The sequence below is a fragment of the Streptomyces sp. NBC_00727 genome, assembly GCF_045161745.1.
In the GTDB taxonomy this organism is placed as follows: Bacteria; Actinomycetota; Actinomycetes; order Streptomycetales; family Streptomycetaceae; genus Streptomyces.
In genome coordinates this window covers 1,835,589-1,861,992 of the sequence record NZ_CP108981.1, presented here as the reverse complement: position 1 = coordinate 1,861,992, position 26,404 = coordinate 1,835,589, and the positions used below count along the sequence as shown (strand labels likewise).

24 protein-coding genes, 1 other RNA gene and 3 pseudogenes are annotated in these 26,404 nt (G+C 73.4%); 9 read left to right on the top strand and 19 right to left on the bottom strand.

All coding sequences use genetic code 11. The annotated features are described in order from the left end of the window. Positions 1-13: 13 nt before the first annotated feature. From OG242_RS08270 to OG242_RS08260, 3 genes are all read right to left on the bottom strand, one after another. Positions 14-964: an N-acetylmuramoyl-L-alanine amidase gene (locus tag OG242_RS08270; protein ID WP_405897519.1), complete on the bottom strand. Its 951-nt coding sequence runs from the start codon at positions 962-964 to the stop codon at positions 14-16. An 80-nt stretch (positions 965-1,044) separates the two neighbouring features. Continuing rightward, a complete protein-coding gene (locus tag OG242_RS08265) occupies positions 1,045-1,689 on the bottom strand; it encodes a class I SAM-dependent methyltransferase (protein ID WP_405897518.1) in 645 nt (214 codons plus the stop codon). 140 nt (positions 1,690-1,829) lie between these two features. Then, positions 1,830-3,626 (bottom strand): MFS transporter, encoded by a 1,797-nt coding sequence (locus OG242_RS08260; RefSeq protein WP_405897517.1) that lies wholly within the window; start codon positions 3,624-3,626, stop codon positions 1,830-1,832. Between the two features lie 270 nt (positions 3,627-3,896). Here OG242_RS08260 and OG242_RS08255 point away from each other — a divergent pair, with 270 nt between their 5' ends. Next, positions 3,897-5,384: an MFS transporter gene (locus tag OG242_RS08255; protein ID WP_405897516.1), complete on the top strand. Its 1,488-nt coding sequence runs from the start codon at positions 3,897-3,899 to the stop codon at positions 5,382-5,384. On the opposite strand, the gene OG242_RS08250 is transcribed toward OG242_RS08255, so the two are convergent. The 7 genes from OG242_RS08250 to OG242_RS08220 form a co-directional block, all read right to left on the bottom strand. Then, positions 5,323-6,765: a hypothetical protein gene (locus OG242_RS08250; protein ID WP_405897515.1), complete on the bottom strand. Its 1,443-nt coding sequence runs from the start codon at positions 6,763-6,765 to the stop codon at positions 5,323-5,325. The two genes, OG242_RS08255 and OG242_RS08250, sit on opposite strands and share 62 nt — an antisense overlap. A 78-nt stretch (positions 6,766-6,843) precedes the next feature. Next, on the bottom strand, positions 6,844-7,476 hold the full coding sequence (locus OG242_RS08245; RefSeq protein WP_093710821.1) for a response regulator transcription factor: 633 nt from the start codon (positions 7,474-7,476) through the stop codon (positions 6,844-6,846). 5 nt (positions 7,477-7,481) lie between these two features. Further along, entirely contained in the window at positions 7,482-8,681 is a 1,200-nt protein-coding gene (locus tag OG242_RS08240) for a sensor histidine kinase (RefSeq protein WP_405897514.1), read from the bottom strand. Between the two features lie 53 nt (positions 8,682-8,734). Then, complete coding sequence (locus tag OG242_RS08235) at positions 8,735-9,457, bottom strand: ABC transporter permease (RefSeq protein ID WP_405897513.1); 723 nt, start codon at positions 9,455-9,457, stop codon at positions 8,735-8,737. Beyond that, entirely contained in the window at positions 9,457-10,431 is a 975-nt protein-coding gene (locus OG242_RS08230; protein ID WP_405897512.1) for an ABC transporter ATP-binding protein, read from the bottom strand. The genes OG242_RS08235 and OG242_RS08230 overlap by 1 nt, the downstream gene beginning before the upstream one ends. A gap of 187 nt (positions 10,432-10,618) precedes the next feature. Further along, a complete protein-coding gene (locus OG242_RS08225; protein ID WP_405897511.1) occupies positions 10,619-10,795 on the bottom strand; it encodes a hypothetical protein in 177 nt (58 codons plus the stop codon). Positions 10,796-10,916: 121 nt separating this feature from the next. Then, the gene (locus tag OG242_RS08220; protein WP_405897510.1) at positions 10,917-12,173 is read right to left on the bottom strand and encodes a hypothetical protein; all 1,257 of its coding nucleotides are present in this window, start codon (positions 12,171-12,173) and stop codon (positions 10,917-10,919) included. A 199-nt stretch (positions 12,174-12,372) separates the two neighbouring features. Between OG242_RS08220 and OG242_RS08215 the strand changes: the two genes are divergently transcribed. The 3 genes from OG242_RS08215 to OG242_RS08205 are packed head-to-tail and all read left to right on the top strand — an operon-like array spanning position 12,373 to position 15,298. Then, a complete protein-coding gene (locus OG242_RS08215; RefSeq protein ID WP_405897509.1) occupies positions 12,373-13,209 on the top strand; it encodes a Nif3-like dinuclear metal center hexameric protein in 837 nt (278 codons plus the stop codon). Then, a complete protein-coding gene (locus tag OG242_RS08210; RefSeq protein WP_405901550.1) occupies positions 13,206-13,949 on the top strand; it encodes a zinc ribbon domain-containing protein in 744 nt (247 codons plus the stop codon). The genes OG242_RS08215 and OG242_RS08210 overlap by 4 nt, the downstream gene beginning before the upstream one ends. After that, on the top strand, positions 13,949-15,298 hold the full coding sequence (locus tag OG242_RS08205; RefSeq protein WP_405897508.1) for a bifunctional RNase H/acid phosphatase: 1,350 nt from the start codon (positions 13,949-13,951) through the stop codon (positions 15,296-15,298). Before OG242_RS08210 ends, OG242_RS08205 begins: the two co-directional genes overlap by 1 nt. Positions 15,299-15,530: 232 nt before the next feature. Here OG242_RS08205 and eda read toward each other — a convergent pair whose 3' ends face one another. Continuing rightward, complete coding sequence (gene eda / locus OG242_RS08200; protein WP_405897507.1) at positions 15,531-16,148, bottom strand: bifunctional 4-hydroxy-2-oxoglutarate aldolase/2-dehydro-3-deoxy-phosphogluconate aldolase; 618 nt, start codon at positions 16,146-16,148, stop codon at positions 15,531-15,533. A 63-nt stretch (positions 16,149-16,211) separates the two neighbouring features. Further along, the gene (gene yaaA, locus OG242_RS08195; RefSeq protein ID WP_405897506.1) at positions 16,212-17,012 is read right to left on the bottom strand and encodes a peroxide stress protein YaaA; all 801 of its coding nucleotides are present in this window, start codon (positions 17,010-17,012) and stop codon (positions 16,212-16,214) included. 177 nt (positions 17,013-17,189) lie between these two features. Between yaaA and OG242_RS08190 the strand changes: the two genes are divergently transcribed. From OG242_RS08190 to rnpB, 4 genes are all read left to right on the top strand, one after another. Then, positions 17,190-18,608 (top strand): RNB domain-containing ribonuclease, encoded by a 1,419-nt coding sequence (locus OG242_RS08190; protein ID WP_405901549.1) that lies wholly within the window; start codon positions 17,190-17,192, stop codon positions 18,606-18,608. A 58-nt stretch (positions 18,609-18,666) separates the two neighbouring features. After that, positions 18,667-19,176, top strand: coding sequence for a TetR/AcrR family transcriptional regulator (locus tag OG242_RS08185; RefSeq protein WP_405897505.1), 510 nt, complete (start codon positions 18,667-18,669; stop codon positions 19,174-19,176). A 106-nt stretch (positions 19,177-19,282) separates the two neighbouring features. After that, entirely contained in the window at positions 19,283-19,861 is a 579-nt protein-coding gene (locus OG242_RS08180; RefSeq protein ID WP_405897504.1) for a Uma2 family endonuclease, read from the top strand. 40 nt (positions 19,862-19,901) lie between these two features. Then, an RNA gene (gene rnpB, locus OG242_RS08175) (RNase P RNA component class A) lies at positions 19,902-20,303 on the top strand. Between the two features lie 462 nt (positions 20,304-20,765). On the opposite strand, the pseudogene OG242_RS08170 reads toward rnpB, so the two are convergent. From OG242_RS08170 to OG242_RS08160, 3 genes and pseudogenes are all read right to left on the bottom strand, one after another. Further along, a pseudogene (locus tag OG242_RS08170) lies at positions 20,766-21,044 on the bottom strand (thiopeptide-type bacteriocin biosynthesis protein); the annotation flags it as partial. A 26-nt stretch (positions 21,045-21,070) separates the two neighbouring features. Further along, on the bottom strand, positions 21,071-21,259 hold the full coding sequence (locus OG242_RS08165; RefSeq protein ID WP_405897503.1) for a hypothetical protein: 189 nt from the start codon (positions 21,257-21,259) through the stop codon (positions 21,071-21,073). A 165-nt stretch (positions 21,260-21,424) separates the two neighbouring features. Beyond that, positions 21,425-22,240, bottom strand: coding sequence for a helix-turn-helix transcriptional regulator (locus OG242_RS08160; protein WP_405897502.1), 816 nt, complete (start codon positions 22,238-22,240; stop codon positions 21,425-21,427). A gap of 71 nt (positions 22,241-22,311) precedes the next feature. On the opposite strand from OG242_RS08160, the gene OG242_RS08155 reads away from it, so the two are divergent. Beyond that, the gene (locus tag OG242_RS08155) at positions 22,312-23,028 is read left to right on the top strand and encodes an SDR family oxidoreductase (RefSeq protein WP_405897501.1); all 717 of its coding nucleotides are present in this window, start codon (positions 22,312-22,314) and stop codon (positions 23,026-23,028) included. A gap of 4 nt (positions 23,029-23,032) precedes the next feature. Here OG242_RS08155 and OG242_RS08150 read toward each other — a convergent pair. From OG242_RS08150 to OG242_RS08135, 4 genes and pseudogenes are all read right to left on the bottom strand, one after another. Beyond that, positions 23,033-23,577, bottom strand: a pseudogene (locus OG242_RS08150) (transposase); the annotation flags it as partial. Between the two features lie 175 nt (positions 23,578-23,752). Beyond that, positions 23,753-24,355 (bottom strand): annotated as a pseudogene (locus OG242_RS08145) (low temperature requirement protein A); the annotation flags it as partial. Positions 24,356-24,574: 219 nt separating this feature from the next. After that, on the bottom strand, positions 24,575-24,862 hold the full coding sequence (locus OG242_RS08140; protein ID WP_405897500.1) for an aldehyde dehydrogenase family protein: 288 nt from the start codon (positions 24,860-24,862) through the stop codon (positions 24,575-24,577). Between the two features lie 268 nt (positions 24,863-25,130). Further along, positions 25,131-26,384, bottom strand: a complete 1,254-nt coding sequence (locus OG242_RS08135) for a DUF6357 family protein (protein WP_405897499.1) — start codon at positions 26,382-26,384, stop codon at positions 25,131-25,133. Positions 26,385-26,404 lie beyond the last annotated feature (20 nt).

The following is a 26,404-nucleotide window of genomic DNA, read 5'->3' as shown; positions in this document are numbered from 1 at the left end:
AATCACCCCTTGCTTACCCCTTGAGGTAGCTGCCGATGCCGTCCGCGATGCCCTGGGCGGCTTTCTGGCGCCAGCCCGGGTCGGTGAGCAGAGAGGCGTCCTTGGGATCACGCATATTGCCGCATTCGATGAAGACTTTGGGCACGGTCGACAAATTAAGTCCGCCGAGATCCTCGCGGACGTCCAAACCTGTTTTGCCGCCGATGTAATTGGAAGGGGAACTTCCGGTACTGCGTACGAACAGCCCCGCGATACGGGTGCCGAGGTCGCGCGAGGGGGCGACGATCTTCGAGGTGTCCGCGCCCCCGCCGCGCACGGACGCGGGAAGGATCACGTGGAAGCCCCGGTTGCCGACGGCCGATCCGTCCGCGTGGATGGAGACCACCGCGTCCGCGTGGGCCTTGTTGCCGATACGTGCCCGCTCGTCCACGCACGGCCCGAACGCCCGGTCCCGGTCGTAGGTCAGGATCACCGTCGCGCCCTGGTCCCGCAGCAGCGTCCGCAGCCGGTGCGCCACGTCGAGGGTGAACTCCGCCTCCGCGTAACCCCCGTTGGTGGCCGTGCCGGTGGTGTCGCACTCCTTGTGCCCGGTGCCGATGCCGACCTGGCGGTTGATCTCGGCGGTGTGCAGGTGGTTGGCCGGGTTGTGCCCGGGGTCGATGACCACCGTCCTGCCGGACAGCGGCCCGGTGGGGGCGGGCGGGGTCTTCGAGGGGGGCCTCGACGGGGACTTCGGGGACTTCGACGGCGACGGGGCGGCCTTCGTGGGCGCGGGGGACGGCGAGGCCGATGCGGACGGCGGGACGGTGGCCGCGCCTCCGCTCGGCCCGGCCTGGGCCTGCGCGGTTCCGCCGGCCTCGCCGCCGCCGCAGCCGGCCAGGCCCAGGCCCAGCAGGGCAGCGGCGGCGGCGAGCCGGAGCGGGCGGCGGCGCGGGGTGGGGGGAAGGCTCTCGTCGTGACGCACCCGGCGATGCTACCGGCCGGGCGCGGCGGTGTCCGGGCTGTCCGCGGACCGGCCCGAGCACCCCCGTACGGCTTCTGTCCTCAGATGCCCGGGCCGGTCCGGCGCAGCACGCGCAGCGAGTCCGTGACGGAGATCTCCGTGAACGCCCCCGACTCCAGCGCCCGCAGATACACCCGGTACGGGGCCTGGCCGCCGTGCGCCGGGTCCGGGAACACGTCGTGGATCACCAGCAGGCCGCCCTGCGCGAGGTGCGGGGCCCAGCCCTCGTAGTCGCCGCCCGCGTGCTCGTCGGTGTGGCCGCCGTCGATGAAGACGAAGCCGAGCGGGCTGCCCCACACCGCCGCCACCTGCGGCGAACGCCCCACGAGCGCCACCACGTGGTCCTCCAGGCCCGCCGCGTGCAGCGTCCTGCGGAAGGTGGGCAGGGTGTCCATCCGGCCGACCTCCGGGTCCACCACGGTCGGGTCGTGGTACTCCCAGCCGGGCTGCTGCTCCTCGCTGCCCCGGTGGTGGTCCACGGTGAGCGCGGTGACCCCGGCGGCCCGCGCCGCGTCGGCGATCAGGATCGTGGAGCGCCCGCAGTAGGTGCCGACCTCCAGCAGCGGCAGGCCGAGCGCGGCGGCCTCGGCGGCGGCGGCGTACAGCGCGAGCCCCTCGACCACCGGCATGAAGCCCTTGGCGGCCTGGAACGCGGCGAGAATCTCCGGCTTGGGCTCGGCGGCCACGGTGTTCCTCCTGGTGGGACGGGTAGGGCGCCATCGTGCCGTACGCCCCCGCCGAAGGTACCGGCGGGGGCGGTGCGCGGAGAGTCAGCGGCTCCGCCGGCGGCGGGTCATGACGCGGACGCCGTACCCGTCCTGCCTGCTTACGACGGAACCGGGGTCCGACGCTCCGGCGCGCTGACGGCCCCCAGCACGAGGTCGGTGACCACGTGGCCGCTCCGCGCCGGGCAGGCGCGCGGTGCGTGCCCCGTGGCGGACGCCGCCAGGACGAAGGTGCCGGCCTCCGGCGCGGCGAGCGCCCAGCGGCCCCACGCGTCCGTGGTGGTGAGCCCCGCCTGCCGGCCCTGCCGGTCGATCAGGGTCACATTGGCCCCGGCGACCGGCGCCCCTTCCGCGTCCAGCACCCGGCCGCGGAAGCCCTCGGGGCCCGGCAGCGGGAGCGGTTCGACGTCCTCGGCGGCGGCGCGCCCGGCCGCCGCGTCGCCCTCGCTGCTGGCCAGGAGCACCGGCGCGGTGGCCGTGCGCCGGGACGGCAGGAACGAGGCCAGGACGAGACCGGCGACCACCGCGCCCGTCGCGATGAGGAACGAGATCCGGAAGCCCTGCATGGTCGGCACCATGACCGGGCCCATCCGGGTCGAGGTGTGGGCCAGGACCATGCCGATCACCGCGCTGGAGACCGAGGTGCCGATGGAGCGCATCAGGGTGTTCAGCCCGTTCGCCGCGCCCGTCTCGGAGGCGTCGACGGCCCCGATGATCAGGGCGGGCAGCGAGGAGTAGGCGAGCCCGATGCCTGCGCCGAGGAGCACGGCGATCACCACGGTCTGCCAGGCGGCGCTCATCAGGCCGAGCCCGGCCCCGTAACCGATCGCGATGACCAGCATGCCGAGGATCAGGGAGACCTTCGGGCCCCTGCGGGCGGAGATCCGGGCGTACAGCGGGGCGACGAACATCATCGTCAGGCCGAGCGGGGCCACGCAGAGCCCGGCGACCACCATCGACTGGCCGAGGCCGTAACCGGTGGAGGCGGGCAGCTGGAGCAGCTGGGGCAGGACGAGCGAGACGGCGTAGAACGCGACGCCGACCATGATCGAGGTCAGGTTGGTCAGCAGCACCTCGCGGCGGGCCGTGGTCCGCAGGTCGACCAGCGGCGCCTCGCTGCGCAGCTCGAACAGCCCCCACAGCACCAGCACGACCAGCGAAGCGGCGATCAGGCCGAGCGTGGTGGGCGAGGTCCAGCCCCAGTCGGAGCCCTTGGTGATGGGCAGCAGCAGGAGCACCAGGCCGAGCGAGAGGCCGAGCGCGCCGACGGTGTCGAAGCGGCCGGGGGCGCGCAGCGAGCTCTCGGGGACGGCGAACACGGTCAGCGCCATGGCCAGCACGCCGAGCCCGGCGGAGCCGAAGAAGAGGGTGTGCCAGTCGGTGTGCTGGGCGACGAGCGCGGCGGCCGGCAGCGCGAGTCCGCCGCCCACCCCGATCGACGAACTCATCAGCGCCATCGCCGAACCGAGCTTCTCGCGCGGCAGTTCGTCCCGCATGATGCCGATGCCCAGCGGGATCGCGCCCATCGCGAAGCCCTGGAGGGCGCGGCCCACGATCATGACCACGAGGTCGTCGGTGAAGGCGCATATCAGGGAGCCGACGACCATGACGGCGAGGCTGGCCAGCAGCATCCCGCGCTTGCCGTACAGGTCTCCGAGCCGCCCCATGATCGGGGTGGAGACGGCCCCGGCGAGCAGGGTGGCGGTCATCACCCAGGTGGCGTTCGACGGATCGGTGTGCAGAAGGGCGGGCAGGTCCTTGATGACGGGGACGAGCAGGGTCTGCATCACGGCGACGGTGATACCCGCGAAGGCGAGCACGGGGACGATCCCCCGGCCCGCCTTCGCGCGCGGATCAGGAAGCTCCGCGGCGGGCTTTTCGTGCGTCGTCTGTGGCATGCGTGCGGCCTCCGGGCGGCAGTGGCGAGTCGGTGCGTACGGTCGTGCGGCCGGCGCCGAGGGCAGCGCCGACCGCCAAGTCTGTGCAGAGTGAACCTTCTTCGGCTACGGCGTATTCCGGTGCATGGGGTGCGAATCGGCCGCGGCCGCGCGCGGGGCGCGCACGGAGTGGGCCTGACCCCGTGCCACATCGAGCGCCGGTCCTACGCCGCTGGACCGGGACCGACCGGACCCGGAAACCGATGTACGGGGCACTCGGCGGCTGCGAGTATGACACCCATGGCTGACGTCTCCACATCCGCACCGCCCGCCGAACGGACCAGAACCCGCACCTGGGCGGTGGTCCTCACCGCCTGCGTCGGACAGTTCCTCGTGGTGCTCGACGTGTCCGTCGTCAACGTCGCCCTCCCGTCCATGCGCGCCGACCTGGGGCTGAGCACCGCCGGACTGCAGTGGGTGCTCAACGCGTACTCGATCGCGTTCGCCGGGTTCATGCTGCTCGGCGGGCGGGCCGCCGACCTCTACGGCCGCAAGCGGATGTTCCTCGTCGGCCTCGGCCTGTTCACCGCCGCCTCGCTGGCCGGCGGGCTCGCCCAGGAGGGCTGGCAGCTCCTCGCCGCCCGCGCCGCGCAGGGGCTCGGCGCCGCCGTCCTCGCCCCGGCCACCCTCACCCTGCTCACCGCCGCCGTCCCCGAGGGCCCCGCCCGCGCGAAGGCCATCGGCACCTGGATGGCGGTCGGCGCGGGCGGCGGCGCGGCCGGCGGACTGGTCGGCGGGGTGCTCACCGACGCGCTGTCCTGGCGCTGGGTGCTGCTGATCAACGTGCCCGTCGGGGTGCTCGTGCTGACCGGCGCCGCCCTGTGGCTCGCCGAGGGCCGCACGGACGGCCGCAGCCGCATCGACCTCCTGGGCGCCGTCCTCGTCACGGCGGGCCTCGCCTCCGTGGCGTACGGCATCGTGCAGACCGAGGAGGCGGGGTGGACCGCCGCCGCGACCCTGGTGCCGCTCCTGGGCGGGCCCGCGCTGCTCGCCCTGTTCGTCCTCGTCGAGACCCGTACCGCGAAGCCCCTGATGCCGCTGCGGGTGCTCGGGACGCGGGCGGTGGCCTCCGCGAACGTGGCGATGCTCGTCATCGGCTCGGCCACGTTCTCGATGTGGTACTTCATGACGGTGTACGCGCAGAACGTCCTGGACTACAGCGCGCTGCAGGCCGGGCTCGCCCTGATGCCGTCCTCGCTGGCCGTCGTCGTCGGCTCCAAGAGCGCGCCCCGGCTGATGGCCCGCGTCGGGGCGAAGAACCTCGTGCTCATCGGCACCGTCGTCGCCGCGGCCGGTTTCGGCTGGCAGTCCACGATGACCGTGCACGGCTCCTACCTCACCGCGGTCTGCCTGCCCGGCGTGCTCATGATGGCCGGTGCCGGGCTCGCCTCCACCCCGCTCGCCTCGCTGGCCACGTCGGGGGCGGCCCCGGGGGAGGCCGGTCTCGTCTCGGGCCTGGTCAACACCTCCCGCACCATGGGCGGCGCGCTCGGCCTGGCCGTGCTCTCCACGGTCGCCGCGGCCCGCACCGGTGACGTGGCGGACCCTGCCGCGCTGACCGCCGGCTACGCGCTGGCCTTCCGCACGGCGGGCGGCGTCCTGCTCGGCGGCCTGCTCCTGATGCTGCTGTGGCTCCCGCGCCACCGCGCGCCGCAGATCACCTCCGTTCGTACAGGGTCACCCGACGCCCCCGCGCCCGCTCGTCCGCGATCACGCTGAAGTGGTCCCTCAGCACCGCGGCCTTCACCTTCTCGCGCCGGGTCGCTTCCGGCCGGGCCGCCTCCGGGGTGTCCGTGACCAGCAGTATCCGCGGCTCCGCCAGCATCGCGTCCCTTATCCGGGCCGGGTCCGCCTCCACCCCGTTCAGCGTTCCGGACGCGCGCGGGCCCCGGGCCAGCGCTATGTCCCGCAGACCGGTGAACGCCCCGGGCGAGACCAGCCTCGCGTCGCGCCGGGCGCCGGGCAGGAACACCACCGCGGTGCCCGGTTCCTTCAGCCGGCGCACGTCCGCCGTCATGGCCAGCACATCGTCCACCCGGCTCGACGGCGACCGCTTGGCCAGCGACTGCGGCAGCAGCGCCGCCACCGCGCAGGCGAGCAGCACGGGCACGAGCCACCGCGACGCCGCCGGGAACCGGGGCGCCACCGCCCGTACCGCCGCCCCCAGCGGTGAGCCGATGAGCAGCGCCAGGCCCAGCATGCTGAACAGCACGTACCGGTCCAGGAACAGCGGCTTGAACAGCGACACCGCGACCAGCCCCAGCTGAGGAACGGCCAGCAGCGGCAGCCCGACCGACGCCAGGGACAGCCGCCCCGCACCCGGCCGGTCCACCAGGGCCCCGAGGCCGCCGATCGCCAGCAGCACCGCCGGGCCGATCATCATGTGCCAGGTCAGCGGCGGTATCCAGGACACCTGCTCGGACTGGCCCGAGGTGAACAGGACCAGCGGCAGCGCCCCCACGACGGCCGCCCCCGCCGCCGCCGTCCAGCGGCCCCACACCCCGCGCCGCGCCCCGCTCCACGCCAGGGTCGCCGCGTGTGCGGGCAGGATCAGCAGCGAGAACCAGTTCAGCAGCGCGCCGAGCAGCACGACCCCCGCGTACGCCGCCCAGCGCCCCCACCGGGCGGGCCCCCGGACCAGCGTCACCAGCAGCAGCGTCGAGATCCCGGCCCCGGCCGCGACCAGCGCGTACGGGCGGCCCTCCTGGAAATAGAACTGCACGGCCGGCAGCAGACCGAGGACCATCCCGCCGCCCAGGCCCGCCCAACGCCCGCCCAGCCGCTCACCGATGACGGTCACACAGGCCGCCGCCACCGCCATGGCCAGCACGGACGGCAGCCGCAGGGTCGTGGTCGTCGGCCCGAACCAGTCGAACAGCCCGTGCATCAGCAGGTAGTAGAGCCCGTGGACCGCGTCGACGTTGGCCAGCATGGCCCGTATGTCGGCGGCGGACCGCAGCGCCACCTGCCAGGTCGCGGCCTCGTCCCGCCACAGGCTGCCCTGCCGCGAGAGCCCCCAGAGCCCGAGGCCCAGGGTCCAGAGTGCCGGTACGAGCCAGAGCGGGGGAGTGCGCCGGGGCGCGGGTATGTGGGACGACATGAAGCGGCAGGGCCCCCGGAGTGGTGACGGAACGGACGAAACGTGCAGACGTGAAGACGCGGCAACGCGGACGCGTGGTCAGAGCCAGCCCTGCTGACGGGCCGCGCGGACCGCCTCCATGCGGTTGCGGGTGCCCGTCTTGCCGATCGCCGACGACAGGTAGTTGCGGACCGTCGATTCCGACAGGTGCAGCTTCGCGGCGATGTCGGCGACCGTCGCCCCGTCCGCCGACGCGACCAGCGCGTCCCGCTCACGCGCCGTCAGCGGACTCGGCCCCGAGCTCAACGCGGCGGCCGCCAGCGCCGGATCGACGACCGTCTCCCCGGCCAGCACCCGGCGGATCGCCTCGGCCAGCTCCTCGACCGGGCCGTCCTTCACCAGGAAGCCCGCCGCCCCGGCCTCCATCGCCCGGCGCAGATAGCCCGGCCGGCCGAAGGTGGTCAGGATCAGCACCCGGCAGTCCGGGACCTCCTCGCGCAGGTCCGCCGCCGCGTCCAGGCCGCTGCGCCCCGGCAGTTCGATGTCCAGCAGCGCCACGTCCGGCCGGGACGCCAGCGCCGCCGCCACGATCTCGTCGCCCGCGCCGACCTGGGCCACCACCTCGATGTCCGGCTCCAGACCGAGCAGCAGGGCGAGCGCGCCGCGCATCATCCCCTGGTCCTCGGCGAGCAGAACGCGTACGGACGTGGCCGGGGGGTGCTCCTGTGGCATCTCGTTCACCGGCCCAGGGTAGGCGAGCAGTCCGGTCCGCCCCCGGCTCCCGGCGGGACCGTCGCGTCGCCGTCCTCCTCACCGCCACCCGCGTCCACCGGCAGTTCGGCGGTGACCACGAAGCCGCTGGCCGCGCCCGGGCCCGCCACCAGGGAGCCGCCCGCCGCGGCGAGCCGTTCGGTGAGCCCCTTCAGACCGGTGCCGCCGATACCCGGGGTGGGCGCCGGGCCCTCGCGCCGGCCCCGGCCGTCGTCGGTCACCGTCAGCCGGACCTTCTCACCGGTGCCGCTGACCTCGAACACGCAGCGCGTCGCCGTGGAGTGGCGCACGACGTTGGTGACGGCCTCCCGCACCACCCAGCCCAGCAGCGCCTCGGTCTGCGGGGCGAGGGGCGGCCCGGAGCGCCGGACGACCGGTTCCATCCCGGCGGCGGTCAGCGCGGACCTGGCCCGGTCCAGCTCGGTGGCGAGGCTCCCCTCGCGGTAGCCGGTGACGGCCTCGCGGATCTCGGTGAGCGCCTGGCGCCCGACGGACTCGATGTCGGCGACCTGGGTGAGCGCCGCGTCCATGTCGCGCGGGGCGAGCCGGCGCGCGGCCTCCGACTTCACCACGATGACCGACAGCGTGTGGCCCAGCAGGTCGTGCAGGTCCCGCGAGAAGCGCAGCCGCTCCCGCTCGACGGCGGCCCGGGCCAACTCCTGCCGGGTGGCGCGCAGTTCCGTCACGGTCTCCGCCAGCCTGAGGATCGCCGACGTCACGGCCCCGGAGATGAACGTCCCGTAACCCAGCGTCCACGGCGGCGAGGCGCTGTCGTCGCGCCAGACCGCGACCGCGCACGCGGCGACCGCGAGCCCGAGCAGTCCGGCCGCCAGCCAGCGGTGGCGCAGGACCGTGCCGGCGGCCAGCGAGAGCAGCGGGAAGAACAGCAGCCAGCTGCCGCCGTAACCGATGGCCAGGGCGAAGGTGACCGCGGCCAGGGAGCCCAGCAGGACGTACGTCACCGGGCTCTCGCGCTTCACCTTGGTGAAACCCCGGAACACCACGGAGATGTAGAGCGAGTTGAAGGCCAGCAGGCCGGCGCCCGCGATCCAGGGCGTGGGGGTCTCGCCCTGGAAGAGGTTGGAGAAGGCGCCCAGCCCCATCAGCAGCCAGGGCAGCAGGGCATAGGGCGACGGCGGGCCGGGCCTGCGGCCCTCCTTCCGCATCCGGCGGCGCTCCCTGAACGACGGACGTCCGTTCCGTGGCATGTTCGCTCCCGTCACACGGTCCTGGCGGACCGACGGTACGAGATCACCGCGTACGCGCCGAACAGCAGGAGCCACGAGGCGAGCACGACCAGCGTCGTCGCGCCCGGAGCGTGTCCGTCGGTCGTCGCCCAGCCCAGGTCGGCGAACCGGTTGGCGGGCGTGAACCGGCCGACCGAGCGCAGCCACTCGGGCAGCATCTCCAGCGGGAACCACAGTCCGCCGACGACACCGAAGCCCATCAGGCAGGCGACGTTGACGACGCCGGTGCCCTGCGGGGTGAGCCGGTAGCCGTTGCCCAGGCCGAGCAGGGTGAAGGGCAGCGCGCCCAGCCACAGCACCAGGACCAGCACCGCCCACTGCCAGGCCGCCATCCGTACCCCGTTGACCAGGGCGCCGGACGCCAGCACGGTCAGGATCACCGGCAGTACCGTCACCGAACCGCTGACGGCCCGGCCCACCACGGCGTGCGAGGGGGAGAGCGGCGTGATCCTCAACTGCTGGAGCCAGCCGAGGGACTTGTCGGACGCGACGCCCGTACCTATCGACATGGCCGAGCCGAGCGCCCCGTACGCGGCCATGCCGACCATGGAGGCGGTCTTCCAGCCGTCGGCGCTGTCGTCGGAGCCGATGTTGGTGAAGATCAGATACATCATCACCGGCATCCCCGTACCGAAGATCAGGAAGCTGCCGTCGCGCAGGGTCCGGCGCATTTCGAGCAGGATGTACTGGAACATCAGACGGTCTCCTTCTCGGTGCTGGGCGCGGTCTTCGCGAGTGCGGTGCCGCGCGGCGCGGTCGCCCCGGGGGCGGTGAGCGCGAGGAACGCGGTCTCCAGGGTGGCCCGGGAGACCTGGAGGCCCCGGACCATGTCGAGCCGGGCGAGCTCCACGACGGTCGCGTCCGAGTCGTCGGTGCGCAGCAGCGCGCGGTCCCCGGTCACCTCGACGGTGACGACACCGGGCAGCCGGTCCAGGCCCTCGGTGGACCGGCCCGCGAGGTCGAAGGAGACCTGGCTGTGTCCGGCCGCGTCCTTGATCGCCTCGCCGCTGCCGTCCGCGACGATCCGGCCCCGGTCGATGACGACGATCCGGTCGGCGTTCTCGTCGGCCTCCTCCAGGTAGTGCGTGGAGAAGAGCACGGTGTTGCCGCGCCGGGCGTAGGCCCGCATCGAGTCCCAGAACGCGCGCCGCCCCTCCACGTCCAGCGCGGCGGTCGGCTCGTCCAGCACGATCAGCTCGGGATTCCCCGCCAGCGCCACGGCGAACCGCACGCGCTGGGTCTGGCCCCCCGAGAGTTTGTCGATGCGCCGGTCCGCGTACTCCGACACCCCCGCCAGAACCAGCGCCTCGGCGACCGGCAGCGGACGCGGATAGGTGGAGGCGACGAAGGAGACCAGCTCGCGCACGGTCACCTTCGGTATCGGTTTCCCCTCCTGGAGCATGGCGCCGACCAGCCCGGCCCGCACCGCCTGCTCGGGGGAGCGGCCCAGGACCCGCACGCTCCCCTCGTCCGGCTCGTTCAGCCCGAGCAGCAGCGAGATGGTGGAGGACTTGCCCGCCCCGTTGCGGCCGAGCAGGGCCACGGTCTCGCCGCGGCCGATCCGCACGTCGATCCCGTCGACGGCGCGTACGCTCCGCCCGGCCCGCCCGAAGGTCTTCACCGCCCCGGTGAACACCACCGCTGCCTCGTCGTCCCTCGTCTGCGTCATGTCTACGACGTTACGGAGCGTGAGTGCGGTGTGGCAGAGGCATGTGTACGCGGTCTGCCATGACATTTGTCATCGCGCCTGCGCGACAACGGTGTCGGCGAAGAGCGGTGCCCCCGCCGCCGTGGTCGTGCCACGGCGGCGGGGGCACCGCGTTCTTCTCCTCGTTCTTCCTTCCGGCGTACGGCGGTCAGGCCGCCGCCGCGCCGCCCTCCTCGGCGGGACGGCGGTGGCGGCCCGCCGGTGTCGCCGCCGTGTCGTCCGTCGCCACGCCCCCTCGGTGCTTTCCGGAGCCGCCGGCGTCGCCCCGTTGCGCGTCCGCCGCCGGCGGGTACGTCCGGGTCGTGTCGGTCTGGGCTTCAGACATGTGGGAAGTCACCCCGTTGTGATCGCTTACGTGTGTGTCGACCGGGGCGTCACGCCGCCGTCCCCGGGAAAAGGTCACGTTCGGTGACCGAGAAGCACGGTTGCGTGAGCCCCGCCCCAGCTTAGTCAGGGGCCGTACGCCCCACGAGAGGCGCCTGCCCCAAGGGAACCGGGGTACACACAGGAGGAGTCATCGGCGCGGCGGAAGGTTGCGTACCACTTCCGTCGCACGCCGGTTCCGCCTCCGCCGGCATCTCCAGCAGCGCCACCGCGCACGCCGTGTCCCCGTCGGCGTACGGGAGTTTCAGCACCCCGTCCCGGGACCAGATCCCGCTGCCCGCGAGCCAGCCGCCGGGCGCCGCGAGCTGGTGCAGCCGCCGGCCCGACGGGCGCCAGAGCCCGAGCCGGCTGCCCGCCGCCCCGTCGATCCTGAGGGCCACCGCGCAGCTCTCCGGCATCAGCATCTGGCCAGGCTGCACGGCGACCGGCGCCACCGTACGGTCCGGCAGGCGCAGGCACTCGGGGAAGCGCACCGGCAGGCAGCTGCCGAGGACGCCCCAGCCGAGCCGGTCGTGGCCGGGCGCGTCCGAGCGGATCAGCAGCAGCCCGCTGTCCGGGTCGGCGAGCAGCAGCCGGTCGTCACTGTCCGGCGCGATCTGGAGCAGCGGCGTCATCTCGGCGCCCCGCCCCAGGTCCACCGCGACCGTCTTCACCGGGCCGCCCCCGGCCGGCTCCCGGTCCAGGGCGAGCAGCCGGCCCGCCCGGTCCAGCCAGACCCCGCCGGAACAGCGGCCCGGCAGGTCCGCGATGTGCTCGGGCCCGGACGCCCCGCCCGCCACCCGCCACAGCTCCGTGGAGTACTCGCCGACCGCCAGGGCATACGCGCTCACCCCGTCGGGCGAGGGCGGCAGCAGGGTCAGTGCGTCGCGCTCGACGGCCCCGAGCAGCAGCTCGCCGGTGCCGGGGCCGGTCGGGTAGAGCAGCGAGAAGGTGTGCCGCTCCGCGACCCGGCGCCGGATCAGCACCCGCCCGTCGGCGAGCGGCAGCACCTGCGCCTCCGCCTCCTCCGGCTGGTCGGTGGGCAGCGGCACGGCGTACGGCTCGGGCCCGTCGAGCGTCCAGCGCTCGGCGTACCAGGCGGTGTCGGGCCCGGGCGCCGGAGCGGCGGTGAGCCGGGCGCCGTACGCCCCGTCGGCGGTGAGCACGAAGGGCGGCAAAACCGTTTCGGCAGGAGCGGCCGCTACGACGGCTCCCGGCGCTCGGGCACCCTCCGCCGGGCCGGTCCCCGCGGCCCCCGCGGGATCGCCCGGATCGGGCTCCGGCTCCGCCGTCTCGTCGTCACCCGTGGTGGTCCCGCCCTCGATGGCACAGGCAGTCATCGACTCATCACCTCCGGCAACCGAAGCTAGTTTTCGCACTTCCAGCCGAACAACACGAGCCTCCCCACTTCACACATAAGGGTGGTGATGGCCGGATTTCATTGTCGGGCCGAGGGTGGGTGTGCTTCGTGAGGGACCACCGCCGGGCGGCCCGTTCCCGGGGCTTCCGGGGGCGCGGCGGGCAGGTAGCCTTTCCTCCGTGCCCCGTCTGTCTGATGTCATCACCGAGCTCGACGCCCTCTGGCCGCCCGAGCGGGCCGAAGGATGGGACGCGGTCGGCACCGTCTGCGGTGATCCGGACGCCGAGATCCACCGGGTGCTCTTCGCCGTCGACCCCGTCCAGGAGATCGCGGACGAGGCGAAGGAGCTGGGCGCGCACCTGATCGTGACCCACCACCCGCTCTACCTGCGCGGTACGACGACGGTCGCGGCGGACACCTTCAAGGGCCGCGTCGTGCACACGCTGATCCGCCACGGCATCGCGCTGCACGTCGCCCACACCAACGCCGACACCGCCGACCCCGGTGTCTCCGACGCCCTGGCCGCCGCCCTCGACCTGCGCGTCGACCGCCCTCTCGTGCCGGACCCGACGGACCCCTCGGGGCGCCGCGGACTCGGCCGGATCTGCGTGCTCGACCACCCCGAGACCCTCGCTGCGTTCGCCGCCCGCGCCGCCGCCCGGCTGCCCGCCACCGCGCAGGGCATCCGCCTCGCGGGGGACCCGGACGCGCTCGTGCGCACCGTCGCGGTGAGCGGCGGATCGGGCGACAGCCTCTTCGACGCGGTGCGCGCCGCAGGCGTGGACGCCTTCCTCACCGCCGACCTGCGCCACCACCCGGCCTCCGAGGCCACCCAGCACTCGCCGCTCGGCCTGGTCGATGCCGCACACTGGGCCACCGAGTGGCCGTGGTGCGAGCAGGCCGCGGCACAGCTCGACGCGATTTCCGACCGCCTCGGATGGGACCTGCGGGTCCACGTCTCGAAGCAGGTCACCGACCCCTGGACCGCCCACCACTCTTCTGGAGCCCCCAACTGAACGCCGCGCCCGCCGACCAGATCCGACTTCTCGACGTCCAGGCGCTCGACCAGCGCCTCTCCCAGCTCGCGCACCGCCGCAAGTCCCTGCCCGAGCACGCCGAGATCGAGTCGCTGACGGCCGACCTCGCCCAGCTCCGCGACCTGCTCGTCGCCTCCACCACGGAGGAGAGCGACACCGCCCGCGAGCAGACCAAGGCGGAGCAGGACGTCGACCAGGTCCGCCAGCGCGCCGCCCGCGACCAGCAGCGCCTGGACTCCGGCGCGGTCACCTCGCCGAAGGACCTGGAGAGCCTCCAGCGCGAGATCACCTCGCTCGCCAAGCGCCAGGGCGACCTGGAGGACATCGTCCTGGAGGTCATGGAGCGCCGCGAGTCCGCCCAGGAGCGGGTCGCCGAGCTGACCGACCGGGTCGCCGCCGTGCAGGCCAAGGCCGACGACGCCACCGCCCGCCGCGACGCCGCCACCCGGGAGCTCGACGCGGAGGCCGCCACGGTCGCCAAGGAGCGCGAGGTCGTCGCCGGTTCGGTCCCGGCCGACCTGCTGAAGCTGTACGACAAGCTCCGCACCCAGCAGGGCGGGGTGGGCGCCGCCCGCCTCTTCCAGCGCCGCTGCGAGGGCTGCCGCCTGGAGCTCAACATCACGGAGATCAACGACGTGAAGGCCGCGTCCCCCGACACGGTGCTGCGCTGCGAGAACTGCCGCCGCATCCTGGTCCGCACGGCTGACTCGGGCCTGTAGTGGACCGGCCGCGCCGCTTTGTCGTCGAGGCCGACGGCGGCTCCCGGGGCAACCCGGGCCCCGCCGGCTACGGCGCGGTCGTCATCGACCCGGACACCGGCGAGACGCTGGCCGAGGCCGCCGAGTACATCGGGACCGCGACCAACAACGTCGCCGAGTACAAGGGCCTCGTCGCCGGCCTCCGCGCGGTGGGCGCGCTGCTCGCGGACGGCCCGGTGGGCACCGGGGTCCGGGTGCACGTGCGGATGGACTCCAAGCTGGTCGTCGAGCAGATGTCCGGCCGCTGGAAGATCAAGCACCCGGACATGAGGCCCCTCGCCGCCGAGGCGGCGGGCGTGCTGCCCGGGGCCGACGTCACGTACGAGTGGATCCCGCGCGAGCGCAACAAGCACGCGGACCGGCTGGCCAACGAGGCGATGGACGCCGGCCGGCGCGGCGCCCAGTGGGACCCCTCGGCCTCCACGGCCGCCCTGGACACCCCGCGTTCCCCGGTGGCGGCCGCGCTGCCCCCGACGGAGGGCCCGCCCGGCGACGCGGTGGCGGGTGCGGCCCGTGCGAGGGCGGCGCTGAAGCGGACGGGCGCCGAGCCCGAGCCGCTGCCGGGCACCGAGATCTCCGGCGCCTCCCGGACCGCGCCGCCCCCGGCCGCCGCCGTCTCCGCCCCCGCCCCGCCGGCGTCCGATCCGGTGACCCCGCAGGTGGGCTGGGGTTCGGCGCCCGACCTGGGCGCCCCCGCCACGCTCGTACTGCTGCGGCACGGCGAGACGGCCCTCACCCCGCAGAAGCGGTTCTCCGGCAGCGGCGGAACCGATCCCGAGCTCTCCGCCGCCGGCCGCGACCAGGCCGAGCGGGCGGCGGCCGCCTTCGCCGCCCGGGGCACCGTGCAGGAGATCGTCAGCTCGCCGCTGCGCCGCTGCCGCGAGACGGCCGGCGCGGTCGCGGACCGGCTCGGCCTGGAGGTCCGGATCGAGGACGGGCTGCGCGAGACGGACTTCGGGGCCTGGGAAGGACTCACGTTCGGCGAGGTCAAGGAGCGGTACGCGGCGGACCTGGACGCCTGGCTCGCCTCCCCGGACGCGGCGCCCACCGGTGGCGGCGAGAGCTTCGCGGAGGTCGCCCGCCGGGTGGCCGTCGCCCGCGACGGCCTGATCACGCGGTACGCCGGCCGCACGGTCCTCGTCGTCACGCACGTGACTCCGGTCAAAACCCTGGTACGGCTGGCCCTGGGCGCCCCGCCGGAGGCACTGTTCCGGATGGAGCTCTCGGCGGCGTCCGTCTCGGCCGTCGCGTACTACGCGGACGGCAACGCCTCCGTACGCCTGCTGAACGACACGTCCCACCTGCGCTGACGGCACCGGGACAGCACTCGGCCCCATCGGCCGGGGGGAGGCCGATGGGGCCGAGGCGGTTCCGGCGGGTCGGGGGATTACCGGCCGGAACCCGGGTGACCCGGCATGCGGGCTACGTCCCCTACAAGGGTCGTGCCCCGGATACCGGGGAGCATGCACGGCGATGTGCGACGGGTTCTCCGCGCCGCGCCGTTCAGGCCAGATGTGCGACGGGTTCTCCGCGCCGCATGGTTCAGGCCAGTGCCGCCGCCTCGGCGGCGAGACGCGCCACGCGGTCCCAGTCCCGGCCGGCCACCGCGTCCGCGGGGACCATCCAGCTCCCGCCCACGCAGCCGACGTTGGGCAGCGCCAGGTACGAGGGCGCGGAGGCGGCCGAGATGCCGCCCGTCGGGCAGAACCGGGCCTGGGGGAGCGGCGCGGAGAGGGCCTTCAGATAGGCCGTGCCGCCCGCGGCCTCGGCGGGGAAGAACTTCATCTCGGTGACCCCGCGCTCCAGCAGCGCGACGACCTCGGACGTGGTCGAGACACCCGGCAGGAACGGCAGCCCGGACCCCTTCATCGCGTCCAGCAGCGCGTCCGTCCACCCCGGACTGACCAGGAACCGGGCCCCCGCCGCCACGGTGTCCGCGACGTTCCGCGCCGAGATCACGGTGCCGGCCCCGACGACCGCGCCCGGCACCTCCGCCGCGATGGCCCGGATCGCGTCCAGGGCGGCGTCGGTGCGCAGAGTCACCTCGATCGCCGGAAGCCCGCCCGCGACCAGGGCCCGGGCGAGCGGCACCGCGTCGGCCGCGTCCTCCAGGACGACGACGGGCACGACGGGGGCGAGATCCAGCACGGAGGAGGTCATGGGCCCATCCTGCCCCCGCGTGCCACAGTACGCAACGAGCGTTGCGGAGAGTGCAACGTATGCCTAGTGGATCTCCGTCACCACCACATCGAGCTGCCACGGCCGCCCCGCCCGCGCGGGCGCCTCGGCCTCGACGACGTACCCCAGGTCCCGCAGGACCGTCACCAGCTCGGCCGGACCGGCCGGCCGCGCCTCCGAGAGCAGCAGGTCCCGCACCATCCGGCCCTTGGTGGCCTTGTTGAAGTGGCTGACCACCGACCGCTTCTCGACCCCGGCCACGATCTGCGACTGCAGCACCCGCACGCTCGCCGTCCGCTCCGCGACCGCACCCTTCGGCTTCCAGGCCGCCGTGTACGCGGACGAGCGCAGGTCCAGCACGAGCCCGTCGCCCGCCGCCTCCGGCATCACCTCGGCCATCGGCGTACGCCAGAACGCCCCGAGCGCGCCGAGCCCGGGCAGCTTGACCCCCATCGAGCAGCGGTACGGAGGAATCCGGTCGCCCACCCGCACCGCGCCCCACAGCCCGGAGAACACCAGCAGCGACTTCCCCGCGAGGCGGCGGGCGGCCGTGTCCAGGGAGCCGAGACCGAGCGCGTCGTACAGGACACCGGTGTACAGCTCCCCGGCCGGCCGGGTGCCCGCGGTCCGCAGTTCGGCGTTCTTCGCGATCTCGCCCCGCAGCCCCTCGCTGAGCCCCAGCACCTCGCGGGCCTTCTCCTCGTCGGCCACGCACAGCTCCACGAGCGCCTCCAGCACCTCGCCCCGCGCCCCGGCCAGACCGGGCAGCGACAACGACTCGGGCTTCAGCGGGGCCCCGCGCCCCGAGGCGGCCTTTCCTTCGGAGGGCGGCAACAGCACGAGCACGGCGGATCTCCTTCATACGTACGGGGGAGGGGCGCCGAAGCGGCGTGCGGACCGCGCGGCTGCCCCCGGCCAGCGTACGGGGGCGGAGGGGCACACCGTACGGGCACAGAGCCCTCCCGGAATGCCGCGAACCGCGCCCCGCCCTACGCTCGGTCCATGCCCCGCCGCCTCCTGCACATGACCGGCGCAGCCGAGACCCCGCTGCGGGCGGCCCTGCGCGGGCTGCGCGCCGAGCTGTCGCTGCCCGACGACTTCCCGGCCGACGTGCTCGCCGAAGCGGCGGACGCCGCGCGCAGTCCGGAACTCGCCGGGCACGCCGACGCGACGGACATCCCGTTCCTCACCATCGACCCGCCCACGTCCACGGACCTCGACCAGGCGATGCACCTGGAGCGGCGCGCCCACGGCTACCGCGTGCACTACGCCATCGCGGACGTCGCCGCGTTCGTGCGCCCCGGCGGCGCGCTGGACGCCGAGGCGCACCGACGGGTGACGACGCTCTACTTCCCCGACGGCAAGGTGCCGCTGCACCCGGAGGTCCTCTCGGAGGACGCCGCCAGCCTGCTGCCCGGCCGGGTCCGCCCCGCGGTGCTGTGGGAGACCGACCTGGACCCGGAGGGCCGGGCGGGGACGGCCCGGGTGCGCAGGGCCCTCGTACGCAGCCGCGCCAAGCTGGACTACGCGGGCGTGCAGCGGCAGATCGACGCCGGCACCGCCGAGGAACCGCTCGCGCTGCTCAGGGACATCGGCACGCTCCGCGAGGAGCAGGAGGTGGCCCGGGGCGGCATCTCGCTGGGCGTGCCCGAGCAGGAGATCACCGAGCACGACGGCACGTACGGCCTGGAATACCGCGCCCCGCTCCCCGCCGACGGCTGGAACGCCCAGATCTCCCTGCTCACGGGCATGGCGGCGGCCCGTCTGATGGCGGAGAGCAGAACCGGCATCCTGCGTACGCTGCCGATCGCGCCCGACGGCGCGGTGGCCCGGCTGCGCCGCAGCGCCGAGGCCCTGCACATCGACTGGCCGCACCACGTCCCGTACGCCCAGGTCGTCCGCTCGCTCGACCCGAGGCGCACCGACCACGCGGCGTTCCTCCAGGAGTGCACGACGCTGCTGCGCGGCGCGGGCTACACGGTCTTCGACCACGGCGACCTGCCGGACCCGGCCGTGCACGCGGCGGTGGCCGACCTGTACACGCACTGCACCGCGCCACTGCGCCGCCTCGTCGACCGGTACGCCTCCGAGCTGTGCGTCGCCGCCTGCGAGGACCGCGACCCGCCCGAGTGGGTGCTCGCGGCCCTGCCCCCGCTGCCCAAGGAGATGGCGGAGGGCACGCGGCGCGCCAACACCGTGGAGCGGGAGTCCGTCGACCTGGTCGAGGCGGCGCTGCTGAAGGACCGGGTGGGCGAGGTGTTCGACGGGTACGTGGTGGACGTGAAGGACCACGAACCGGCGGCCGGCACCGTCCACATCGACGACCCGGCGATCGTCGCCCGCATCGAGGGGACCACGCCCCTCCCGCTGGGCGAGCGCCTGCGGGTCCGCCTCGCGCAGGCGGCGCCGGGCACCGCGAAGGCCCTGTTCACCCCGGCCTGACGGCATCTCGTACGATCGCGAGTTCGGCCCCCGCGCCCCGTACGACGGAAGGACCGGCGTGACCGACCGCGCCCGCCAGCACCAGATCCTGGCCGCCGCCCGCACGCTCCTGGAGCAGGAGGGCCCGGACGCGCTGACCATGCGCCGCCTCGCCGGCGGGCTGGGCATCACGGCCCCGTCCCTCTACAAGCACTTCCCGGACAAGTCGTCCGTGGTGAACGCGCTGGCCGACGCGATGCTGACGGAGACCGCCGAGGCCCTCGAAGCGGCGGAGACCGCCGCCCCGGGCTCCTTCCCGGCCCTGGCCGCCGCCTACCGCGCCCACGCCCTGGCCCACCCCCACCTCTACCGCCTCACCACGGCCCGCCCTCACCCCCAGCACCTCGAAGAACGCGCCGCCGCCCCGCTCTTCCGCGCCCTGGCCCCGGACGAGCCCCTGGCCCGCGCGGCCTGGGCCTTCGCCCACGGCATGGTCATGATGGAACTCAACGACCGCTTCCCCACCCCGGAGTCCGTCACGGCGGCCTGGACGGCGGGCATCACCGCGCTGGCGTCGGGCCGCCTCTGACCGCCGGGGCGCCTCCTGCGCCACGATCGGGGGAACGACTCCCGATCTCACGGACTGGTGGTCCGCGATGGCCCATGCTGGCGACCGACCGAGGAGAGGGCGCCACATGTCTGCCGTTCCGCATGAACCGGATTCGCAGGCGGGCGTCCTGCTGGAAGGCTTCTTGGCTCTGGACCCACCGGAGGGCTTCCGGGCGGAGTTGGTCGAGGGAGAGATCGCGCTGAAGCCGCCACCGGACGGCGATCACGAGGATTGCATCGGCCTCATCCTTGAGCAGGTGATCAGGCACGCGAAGACCGACGTGGACTTTGCGGGGAACAAGGGCCTGAGGCTGAGGGGCGGCAGGGGCTGTCCGGCGAATCACGTCATCCCTGACGGCACGTTCGCTCCGGGGGCACTGCGGTTGTACAGGGGCGCGGCCCCGTGGATGCCGTGCGAGGGGGTGGCCATGGTCATGGAGGTCGCGTCGTCCAAACCGGCCGCCGACCGCGAGGCCAAGCGGCACTGTTACGCGAGGGGCCCGATCCCGCTGTACCTGCTGGTGGACCGGGAGGAGTCCTCGGTGACGCTGTTCAGCGACCCGGAGGGCGACGACTACCGCCAGCACTGCACCGTGCCCTTCGGGAAGCCGATCCGTCTGCCGTCCCCGTTCGACCTCGACCTGAAGACGGAGGACTTGCTCTGAGCCACCCCTGCGGGGCGGGTAGCATGGGCGGCACGGCAGACGAGCCGGGCGGACGGCCGCGTGGGGATCTCCGGATCCCCCCGAGGAACGTCCGGGCTCCACAGGGCAGGGTGATGGCTAACGGCCACCCGGGGTGACCCGCGGGACAGTGCCACAGAAAACAGACCGCCCGGGACCTCGGTCCCGGGTAAGGGTGAAACGGTGGTGTAAGAGACCACCAGCGCCTGGGGCGACCCAGGCGGCTAGGTAAACCCCACCCGGAGCAAGGTCAAGAGGGGCCGTCGCGAGACGGCCCTGCGCGAACGTTCGAGGGCTGCCCGCCCGAGTTCGCGGGTAGACCGCACGAGACCGGCAGCAATGCCGGTCCTAGATGGATGGCCGTCTCCCCGGCCGCCGCGAGGCGACCGGGCGACAGAACCCGGCGTACAGCCCGACTCGTCTGCCGCCACCTGCGGCTTTGCCTGCGAAAGGGCCTCCGACCTGCGTCGGAGGCCCTTTCTGGTCTTTCAGTAGGTTGCTGCTTTGGGCGACGAAAAGTCCCTCGAAAGTCCCTCGGACAGCGCTGAAAGTCCCTGAGAAGTCCCTGGGTCAATGGCCGCGCCGAGCGTGACGGTCCGCAGGCGGCCATGCCTCGTTTCCCGTGTGGAGGATGGCCTCCCGGGCTGCCCAGGCCAGGATGCTCTGTCCTCGCATGGACAGTCCGAGTCGGTTCCAGTGGAAGATCACGTGGTAGCTGAGCACTTGTCGCAGCCCGCGGTCGAGCGTTCCTTCCTGGGCGCCGTGGCCGAGTTCCTGCCCCGCGTCGCGGAAGGCGACAGCCCACTCGGCGACGGGCTCCAGCGGTCCGCCGGCAGAGAAGGACGGACAGCTCGCGAGGACCCACGGCCAGGTTGCCGCGCTGCCGCAACTGCTGTGCCTCCCGGCTGTCGGTGATGAACAGGGCGTGCGCGGCCGTCATACCGGCCGCCCCTCCGAATGCCGCGGTCTCCGGCTCGTAGATGCCGGGCCACCAGCGTTGTAGATGCCCGTCGGCGACGAGGCGGTCCAGGTCGGCACCGACAGTCAACCTGGCCCCGGTCGTGGGCCGTACGCGTAGCCGCAGGCGCCAGCAGGGGTGCTTGCGGGTGTACCACCACCCGTCGATGGCGCCGGCGGCCTCAGCGTCTCGTAGGGCAGGCAGCACGTGCGTGGTGAAGGTGGTGTCGGCGCTCAGGGGGATCGCACGCTGGCGGGGATGCCGCCGCAGAAGAGCGTTGCCAGGAGCCCCCAGCCGAGACCCGCCCAGTCACCCGTGCTGTGCCGACCGACGATCAGCAGGATGCCCATCACGAGATAGGCCGGGGCCAGAGCGTCGGTTATCGCCCGGGCCAGGCGAGCGGACGGCTGCGGAGTACTCATCGGGAGTCCTGAAGGTTGGATAGGGCGAAGTCGTGTACGAGGTCTGAAGAGGCCGCGCGGACAGGCGGCGTGGAAGGCCTCGGCATCAAGGTGGGCACAGACCCGAGTGAATATTGAGTTGCGACGCTCTGTGACTGTTGGTGAGACCTGTGCGCATCCTTCGTTTCAGGTCGCCTGCGTGGCCAGCCTGCGCAGAGCCCGCACGGCAGGTGATCCGGGATCAGCCGTCATCAGGACAACCTCCTGGTCATCCTCGGGCACGAGCAGGACGTCGCAGTTCAACCGCAGCGCACCAGCCTCCGCATGGTCCAGGGTCTTGGTGCGATGCCCGGGAGCGTGGACCGGACGTGCCTCCCAGATCTGCCGGAACTCCTCACTGACGGCGTGCAGTTCGGCCAGCAGCGCGGCCAGCTGCGGGTCATGCGGGTAGCGGTCCGCGGCCCGGCGCAGCCGCGCCACCACGATGTGCCCGAATTCCTCGGCGCTGGAGCTCCCGTACATCCGCCCCTGGCCCAGGAAGCGTCGTCGGGCCAGGTTCGTCGTCCCGCCTCCAAGGTCAGCGCCGAGCAGTGCCCGGGCCAGGGGGTTCCAGGCGACAATGTCGTACGCCGCGTCAGTGACGATGGCGCCGGTCTCCGGCAACCGCTCCAGCATCCGGGCCACGTGCGGGCGCACCCGCCGCACGGCGCTGATGCCAGGCGGCGCGCTCGAACCCGCCAGGCGGAACAGATGGCTGCGCTCGGCCGGCGTGAGCCGCAGCGCGCGGGCCAGCGCGTCCAGGATCCGGGCCGATGGCCGCGGCCCCCGGGCCTGCTCCAGCCGCGTGTAGTAGTCGACCGACATGTGGGCGAGCTCCGCCACCTCTTCGCGGCGCAGACCCGGTGTGCGGCGGTCGGTGCCCGTCGCCGCCAGGCCGATCTCGTGCGGCCCCAGGGCCGCCCGGCGGTCCCGCAGGTAGTGGGCCAGCTCCTGCCGCGCCATGTCGCCTCCTCCCACTGCCTGGTACAGACTGTCCCTGGCAGGGCACCCACGACCAGGGAAGTGTGGTTGCCATGAACGAACACACAGCTCTGGTCACCGGTGCCAACAAGGGCATCGGCAAGCATATCGCCCGGCTGCTCGCCGCCGAGGGCCTCACCGTGTACGTGGGCTCCCGTGACCCCGGGCGCGGGCAGCGGGCCGTCGAGGAAATCGGAGCCGGGGCCCGACTGCTGGTCCTCGACGTGACAGATCCCGCCGGCGTCGCACAGGCCGCGGCCCAGATGGACCGCTTGGACGTGCTGGTCAACAACGCCGGCATCTCGCCGTCACTCGCCCCGCCGACCGACACCGGCGTCGAGGAGTACCGCCGCACATACGAGACCAACGTGTTCGGGGTCGTGGCGGTGACCAATGCCTTCCTGCCCGCCCTGCGCCGGTCCCCGAGCCCGCGCATAGTCAACATCTCCAGTGGCACCGCGTCGCTGGCCTGGAGCACCACCCCCAACCCCCAGTTCACCCCGGGAAGCGGTGCCGGCGCCGCCTACCGGTCGTCCAAGGCCGCCCTCAACGCCCTCACCGTCCTCTACGCCCAGACGCTGGCCGAGGACGGCTTCAAGGTCAACGCTCTCGCCCCCGGCCTGCGGGCCACCGATCTCAACCCCCAGGCCGCCGCTGCCGGCGGCGACCCGGCCGAGGCCGCGCAGGGCGCCCTCCGCCTGGCCCTGCTGCCGGACGACGGCCCCACCGGTGGCTTCTTCTCCTGGGACGGAACGCCCGTGCCCTGGTGATCAGTCATGGGCGGCGTCGAGGACGGGTGTCCAGCGGTGTGTGGTCCATGCCTGCCGGATCAGACTGCGCACGGTGATGATCCTGTCGGCGAGGTCGAAGAAGGCGTCGATGACGCAGGTGCGCCGCTCATAGCAGCAGGCGAGCCGGTCGAAGGCGTTCTGCCAGGCGTGGGTGCGTTCGACATGCCAACGCTGACTGGCCTGGATGGGCGCCTTCTCCCCCTTGTGCGCGATGCGTCCGTGCAGGCCGCGTTCGCTGAGCAGCGCTCGGGTCTTGTCCGAGTCGTAGCCGGCGTCCAGGTGCACGGTGATGTCGTCGGGTAACGGCCCCAGGTCGTTCAGACGGTCCAGGGTCGGGGCGAGCAGCGGGGAGTCGTGGCGGTTGGCACCGGCCAGGACACGACCCAGTGGAATGCCGTACCCGCCCGTCATGCCCGTGCGTTTCAGGCCCTGTTTGCCGAGGTCGACCGGTGAGCGACCGGCCGCCTCTCCGCCTCCGGGCGCCTTGGTGACGGAGCCGTCCACGGCGATCTGATCGAGGACGAGGCCGTGCGGGCGGGCGAGCTGGAACCGCGGCGCGAAAAAGCTGCTCGACGCACGCGAGGCCGGGATGGTCAGGGAACCGGGCAAAGCTTGCCGGGAGGGGCACTAGGTGCACCAGACGCACGGCACGGGCGCCGTCGTGCGCAGTGCCGGCCAGGTTCCCGAGGCGGCGAGGGTTCCCTCACAGAACTGGCATCGCGACGCCTTCCTCGCCCTTCCCGCGCTCCGGGCTCGCCCCGAGCGCCGTCAGCGTCACCCCGGCTGCCACCGCCAGCGCCGCCACCAGCCCCGCCGCGAGCACCGCCCAGTGACCCAGGAACGTACAGACGACCACCAGCAGCGCCGTGGCCGGCAGCACCGACTGCTGGGCGATCCCCACCTTGTAGAAGCGCGAGTGCAGCGCCCACACCGTGAGCAGGAACAGCGCTGTCGGCAGCGTCACCGCCGCCGACGCCGACAGCGCCGAGAGGTGCGCCTTGCCCACCGCCTGCTCCACCGCCACCTCCAGGCCGGCCCCGATCGCGGCACCCGAGACGAAGATCAGGTAATGGCCGTAGCCCCAGAGGAAGGACTGCCGGTTGGAGCGGAGGTGCCCGTGGATGGGGACCGCGAAGTACACCCACCAGGCGGCGAAGATGATCAGCAGTCCGCCGGCGGCGATGGGCAGCAACTCACCCAGGGCCTCGTGCTCGTCGATCCCCGACTTCACGGCGACGGTGGCCGCCGCGATGGTCTCGCCGAGCACGATGAGCGTGAGCAGCCCGTACCGTTCGGCGATGTATTGCTCGGCCCCGAAACTCCGCGCGATCGGCACCAGTCGCTGCGGGGCACGATCGTGCAGAAGTAACTGGTGCACGACTTCCGCAAGCTCCTCAGCCAGAGCGAGACCAAGACCGTTCGTCGCTCCGGTGATCAGAATCGACGCCTGGTGCAACCTTCCCGTGCAGGGGGCAAGGCCGACGGCCCGGCGCCCAGGTGGACGCCGGGCCAGGTCGTGATCTGATCAGTGAGCGGACTGCGTGTGGTCCTGCTCCACGTACACCTTGAGGGCCTGGAACTCCTCGATTGCGCGCGGGCCGCACAGGTAGCCGTAACCGCTTCCCTTGACGCCGCCCTCCTCGAAGTCCTCGCTGATGGCTCCCCAGGTGTTGATCCATACCGTGCCGGTGCGGATGCGCCGGGCGATCCGGCGGGCCTTCATCGAGTCCGAGCTGAACACCGAGGCGGCCAGGCCGTAGATGGTGGCGTTCGCCTTGGCCACGGCGTCGCAGTGCTGCGCGATGGTGTTCATGGTCCGCTCCTCGTGGTCCCGCCCGGGTGCCGGGGGGTTTCGATGTCTCCACGAGAATGGCTCGGCCGCCGTGCCGACAGCCTCCGTCAGCTGACTGACATCCTGCCGACGGGTCGCTCAAGCCGCGGCCCTGCACCTGGAGCACCAAGGCGTGGAAGCCCGCACTCGCCGGCGCCGGAGTCGTCGCGTCGCTGCCCCCGAGCAGCAGCCCGGAGAGAAGCCGTCGCGAGTCCGGGAACCCGGCCCAGAGCACGGCCCACCTGCGTGGCTACCGCCCGCGCCGCGCCGCGTCCCGGTGCCGTCGGGCCCGTTCGAACTCCGCGGCGTCCGGGAGCCACGGCCCGTGCTCCCCGAGTCCGGCGCAGCCGGCGCGGACGAAGGCGCTGACCAGGGCGCGGTAGCCGCTCATGCCGTCGATCAGGGCGTACTCGACCCGGTACTCCGGATCCGAGCCGCCGCCGCCCTCGCGTACCGTCGTGATCCGGGCCGCGGAGTCCGCGTAGAAGTGGAGCTGGATTCCCTCGCCGCGCTCCTCGTCCTCGATGGTGAACACCTCGTTGTCCGAGGCGGCGCGGTCGGCGACGAACTCCCAGAACTCCGCGGTGGCGGTACGGGGGTTGCCCGGGCGCCACGTCTTCTCGGCGTCCTTGTCGTCGGTGAACGACAGGGGCGTCTTCCGCGCGGGCTGCCCGTCGTCGTCCATGGGGTCCAGGGGGCTGTTCCTGGAGCGGGCCGCGGCCTCCGAGCACATCAGGAAGCTCACGGTGCGCACCGCCTCGTCGACGAGTTCGGGGTGGGCGCGGCGCACGGCCGTGTCGACCGCCGTCGTCATCCGCTCCCAGTCCCGCTTGTCCGTGGCGCGCTTCCCCCGGCGGGGGTCGCGGCCGATGCGCAGGCCGGCGCAGGCGTGTTCCGCGGTGGCGATCACCCGCATGACCCCGGGCAGCAGGGCGGGGTCGACGGCGTCGGGCGTCCGCTTCGGGATCGTCGCGCCGTGCAGGTACTGGTTCGTGTACCGCAGAAGCGCGGCGTCGAGGGGACCGAGTACGGTGCCGCGCCCGGCCCGACGGTGTTGTGCGTGATCCTCCTGGGCCCGCTTCCCGTTGGACGTCTCCGTCGCCGTACGCATCGCCGCGACGACCTCGCCGCGGTCGAGCAGGCGGGTGTCGGCTCCGTGGGCGACGAGCCGGCCCCGCTGCCACGGGATGCGCCGGAAGAGCGCGTCGACGTCCGCCGGCGGTGCGAGGAGGACCGGGTCCAGGAGCGCGACGGCGGCGTCCTCGTCGAGCCGGCCGCGGGTGCCGGCGGCGTCGCACAGCGGAAGGAGCGCGCTCCACAGCAGCAGGTGCCGGGCCAGGTCCTCCCGGATCACGGCGAGGTGGGCCTCCCCGATCGGGAACGTGAACGTGCGGGGGTCGTGGTTGGCGTCGGCCCCGGCGCCCAGCATCAGCTTCAGCGCACCGTCCTCGCGGACCACGCCGGGGATCCAGCCGCTCCGGCGTGTGAATACGGTTTCCCTCATGGACCCGGTCCTTTCGTGTG

Excerpts from the sequence above, each read along its gene's own strand:
- OG242_RS08240 (WP_405897514.1), bottom strand. The coding sequence starts at position 8,681 with ATGCGGAAGGAGGGCCGCAGGCCCGGCCCGCCGTCGCCCTATGCCCTG.
- OG242_RS08250 (WP_405897515.1), bottom strand. The coding sequence starts at position 6,765 with ATGTCGTCCCACATACCCGCGCCCCGGCGCACTCCCCCGCTCTGGCTC.
- OG242_RS08220 (WP_405897510.1), bottom strand. The coding sequence starts at position 12,173 with ATGACTGCCTGTGCCATCGAGGGCGGGACCACCACGGGTGACGACGAG.
- eda (WP_405897507.1), bottom strand. The coding sequence starts at position 16,148 with ATGACCTCCTCCGTGCTGGATCTCGCCCCCGTCGTGCCCGTCGTCGTC.
- OG242_RS08135 (WP_405897499.1), bottom strand. The coding sequence starts at position 26,384 with ATGAGGGAAACCGTATTCACACGCCGGAGCGGCTGGATCCCCGGCGTG.
- OG242_RS08155 (WP_405897501.1), top strand. The coding sequence starts at position 22,312 with ATGAACGAACACACAGCTCTGGTCACCGGTGCCAACAAGGGCATCGGC.
- OG242_RS08230 (WP_405897512.1), bottom strand. The coding sequence starts at position 10,431 with ATGACGCAGACGAGGGACGACGAGGCAGCGGTGGTGTTCACCGGGGCG.
- OG242_RS08165 (WP_405897503.1), bottom strand. The coding sequence starts at position 21,259 with ATGAGTACTCCGCAGCCGTCCGCTCGCCTGGCCCGGGCGATAACCGAC.
- OG242_RS08225 (WP_405897511.1), bottom strand. The coding sequence starts at position 10,795 with ATGTCTGAAGCCCAGACCGACACGACCCGGACGTACCCGCCGGCGGCG.
- OG242_RS08245 (WP_093710821.1), bottom strand. The coding sequence starts at position 7,476 with ATGCCACAGGAGCACCCCCCGGCCACGTCCGTACGCGTTCTGCTCGCC.
- OG242_RS08180 (WP_405897504.1), top strand. The coding sequence starts at position 19,283 with ATGTCTGCCGTTCCGCATGAACCGGATTCGCAGGCGGGCGTCCTGCTG.
- OG242_RS08260 (WP_405897517.1), bottom strand. The coding sequence starts at position 3,626 with ATGCCACAGACGACGCACGAAAAGCCCGCCGCGGAGCTTCCTGATCCG.
- OG242_RS08235 (WP_405897513.1), bottom strand. The coding sequence starts at position 9,457 with ATGTTCCAGTACATCCTGCTCGAAATGCGCCGGACCCTGCGCGACGGC.
- OG242_RS08255 (WP_405897516.1), top strand. The coding sequence starts at position 3,897 with ATGACACCCATGGCTGACGTCTCCACATCCGCACCGCCCGCCGAACGG.
- OG242_RS08190 (WP_405901549.1), top strand. The coding sequence starts at position 17,190 with ATGACCGGCGCAGCCGAGACCCCGCTGCGGGCGGCCCTGCGCGGGCTG.
- OG242_RS08140 (WP_405897500.1), bottom strand. The coding sequence starts at position 24,862 with ATGAACACCATCGCGCAGCACTGCGACGCCGTGGCCAAGGCGAACGCC.
- OG242_RS08160 (WP_405897502.1), bottom strand. The coding sequence starts at position 22,240 with ATGGCGCGGCAGGAGCTGGCCCACTACCTGCGGGACCGCCGGGCGGCC.